Source organism: Corynebacterium sp. HMSC055A01 (genome assembly GCF_001809405.1).
Taxonomy (GTDB): domain Bacteria; phylum Actinomycetota; class Actinomycetes; order Mycobacteriales; family Mycobacteriaceae; genus Corynebacterium; species Corynebacterium hesseae.
In genome coordinates this window covers 1-2,673 of sequence record NZ_KV797528.1, presented here as the reverse complement: position 1 = coordinate 2,673, position 2,673 = coordinate 1, and the positions used below count along the sequence as shown (strand labels likewise).

General features: G+C 52.8%; 4 protein-coding genes. 3 read left to right on the top strand and 1 reads right to left on the bottom strand.

What is annotated here, in order from left to right:
* Positions 1 to 261, top strand: a 261-nt coding sequence (locus HMPREF2604_RS01350; protein ID WP_141746406.1) for a transposase, incomplete at its 5' end; no start/stop codon positions are given.
* Here the strand turns inward: HMPREF2604_RS01350 and HMPREF2604_RS01345 are convergent.
* Positions 258 to 881, bottom strand: a complete 624-nt coding sequence (locus tag HMPREF2604_RS01345; protein ID WP_070562516.1) for a hypothetical protein — start codon at positions 879 to 881, stop codon at positions 258 to 260. The two genes, HMPREF2604_RS01350 and HMPREF2604_RS01345, sit on opposite strands and share 4 nt — an antisense overlap.
* A gap of 476 nt (positions 882 to 1,357) precedes the next feature.
* Here HMPREF2604_RS01345 and HMPREF2604_RS01340 point away from each other — a divergent pair, with 476 nt between their 5' ends.
* Both HMPREF2604_RS01340 and HMPREF2604_RS01335 read left to right on the top strand, forming a co-directional pair.
* Positions 1,358 to 1,690: a helix-turn-helix domain-containing protein gene (locus tag HMPREF2604_RS01340; RefSeq protein WP_070562513.1), complete on the top strand. Its 333-nt coding sequence runs from the start codon at positions 1,358 to 1,360 to the stop codon at positions 1,688 to 1,690.
* Positions 1,683 to 2,486, top strand: coding sequence for an ImmA/IrrE family metallo-endopeptidase (locus HMPREF2604_RS01335; protein ID WP_070562510.1), 804 nt, complete (start codon positions 1,683 to 1,685; stop codon positions 2,484 to 2,486). Before HMPREF2604_RS01340 ends, HMPREF2604_RS01335 begins: the two co-directional genes overlap by 8 nt.
* Positions 2,487 to 2,673: the final 187 nt, after the last annotated feature.

The following is a 2,673-nucleotide window of genomic DNA, read 5'->3' as shown; positions in this document are numbered from 1 at the left end:
GAACGCATCATCCACACCCTGCGTAAAGGATTACCACAAGGCCTAGAAGAGCTCGCCCAACTAGGACGCACCCTATGGCGTCGACGCAAAGATGTGCTCGCCTACTTTGATATCGGTGCATCCAACGGCCCCGTCGAGGCAATCAACGGCAGACTCGAACACCTACGCGGCATCGCCCTAGGTTTCAAAAACCTCAACCACTACATCTTGCGGTGCCTGATCCACTCCGGACAACTACAGGACAAAATCAACGCACTCTAAAACCGGAAGGGCCGATTTTCTTTAATTCCCGTCGCAGATTCAGGCAGCGACTCTTTTCGCATGGACCGAAGATAGAAACTGATTAGCTCATCAAGCTGATCGATCTGCCGATCAGGGTCATAGAGGACTTTTCGCCACCCCGACGAAATGTAACAAGGATTCCAAAGTTTCCCGTAACCCCAATTACCCAATTCAAACGGGACGAGTTTTCGATCTCGTTCGACGATCTGCAGATCGTACTGCGCGCAAATACCTACTGCCACGCCGCCACCGCCTGCATAATGCGCCCATTGGTTTAAGGAGTCGCCCTCGACGCTCGCAGAAAGCAAATAAAACTGACTGGTTTGGGACTCGAAGAAACCAGACGAATCTCTAAAGGCCTCAAGGATATATTTGAGGTTCGCCTGTTCCTCAACACGCTTTTCTTCCGCAAGCCTTTCAGAAAGGCGTCCAATTAAAAGCTCTACACCATATTTAAGCTCCATAGGATCGTTAAGAAATTCAGCATTCGTGGCCCATAATCCTTCGGATTCAACAATCCCCTTGAAGCCCTGCACATCCGTGTAGTGCCAAACAATACCCTCAAGAACGGCTTCTGTGGTGGGGATCTTTAAAAGCAAATCCAACCCCTTCTAAAGAACTAGAACAAGTAACTTCGAAAATCTTTATCTCATTTTACAATGGATCGGTTTACAGGCTGACCGCGCTACTCTTTGGCTTACAAAATGCAGAAGGACCGAATCACGGCAAAGTGCCTCCATACCGGTATCAAAAATCCACATGACAGGCCAGAATGAGTCGGCGCACTTTTAGATTCGAATGCAATCGCTGGAGCGAGAGCGGGCAGTGAAACTCTTCCCTATCAGCTTTGCGCATTCTCTTTTGCAAGTCTCGGTCTTCCGCTCTTGCGCCCGCTCATAAACGAATTGACTAACCAAGGTTTTAGGCTTGCCATGTTTTAGGCTTGCCAATTTCAGGTTTGCCCGGGCGTGCGATAGCGGCAATAGCTTGCAACCAATTCGCACTAGCTTCACCCTGAATCACTTTGACAGAATTCTGATTCACGTGTTTGAACGAAGTCAACAAGGAGCGCAAAATGAACATCCCCACCGACTTCGGCGAGCGCGTCCGTGCGCAGCGCCAGCTGCGCGGGCTCAGCCAAAGAGAGCTCGCCGCCATGACCAATGAGATTCTGTCCCAGCCCACCCTGGCCCGCCTAGAGAAAGGCACTTCCACGCCAACTCTCCACCACATCATGGCCCTCGCGTGGGCGCTAGGTATCGACGCCGCTGAGCTTGTGGACGCCACCCCGCTCTCCCAGCGCGTGCGCGTTGCGGCCCGCGGCCACCAGGCCAAAACCGAGGAAGCAACACAAACTCTTCTGCCTTATCTCCAGCTACGAGTGAACCTGGATAGCGCACATGCCTAATTCAACGAGCCCCTCGAAACACGGTGTTGAACTGGCTGCTGATTTTCGCGCGAAGCACGATCTCGGCTTAGGGCCAGTCGACGACATCAACAATCTCATGAAGCTCGTTGATGCTGACTTCATCGTGCTCGACTTAATGGACAGTCTCGATGCGCTGACTCTTCGCGATCCTGCTTCAGGTGCCTTAACTGTAGGGATTAGCACGAGCAACAATCCTTTCCGACAGCGTTTCACCGTCGCCCACGAAATCGGTCATATCGTGGCCGGGGACATCACGGAGGATGGTGCTTCCTTGCAATGTGACAAGGCTCGGCCTTCCGAAACACGCGCAAACACCTTTGCGCGCTGCGTACTCTGCCCTGAAGAAGCGCTACAAGCGTTGCCTCCATACGCAGATGCAGAGGAGCTATTGTCTACAGTTGTCCAACGGTTCCAAGTCTCTCCACGCGTAGCAGCTATCCAGCTGCACCAAGCAGGACTTATTTCGAAAGATGCGAAGGAAGAGCTAGGGCATCACACCGCCAAGGGACTCGCCTCCCGCTTCGGATGGAAAGCCTCGTATGACCACGCACGCAAGATTGCTACTCTGCCACGGGCTTCCGAAAGGCTCGTTGCCGATGCCTACAAGGCCTACTCCCAAGGACTCATCACCCTGTCAACCGTAGCGTTCGCCGAGCAGGTAAGCCCCGAGGAAGTAGCGGACTCAATGCAAACCGCTCCAAGTTCTGTCAGCCAGAAACTCACAGATCAGCGCGATATAGAGGCAGACCTGGATGACTTCTTCGTCAACGAGTAGGTTCGCCATGACTAGAAGGTTCATCGTTGCGGACACCAGCGTGTTACTAAACTTCATCTGCGCCGGTGAGCAGGACCTGCTTCTCAAGTTCGTAGACGATGAGCAGCTTCACGTGCCTGCGGCGGTCAGAGACGAAGTAGAGAGAAAACTGAAAGCTCTGAAGCGTCCTGGGTTTAGTTCCTACCTC

Bases quoted from the DNA above. Each gene is read 5' to 3' on its own strand.
- HMPREF2604_RS01340 (WP_070562513.1), top strand. From the start codon at position 1,358: ATGAACATCCCCACCGACTTCGGCGAGCGCGTCCGTGCGCAGCGCCAG.
- HMPREF2604_RS01335 (WP_070562510.1), top strand. From the start codon at position 1,683: ATGCCTAATTCAACGAGCCCCTCGAAACACGGTGTTGAACTGGCTGCT.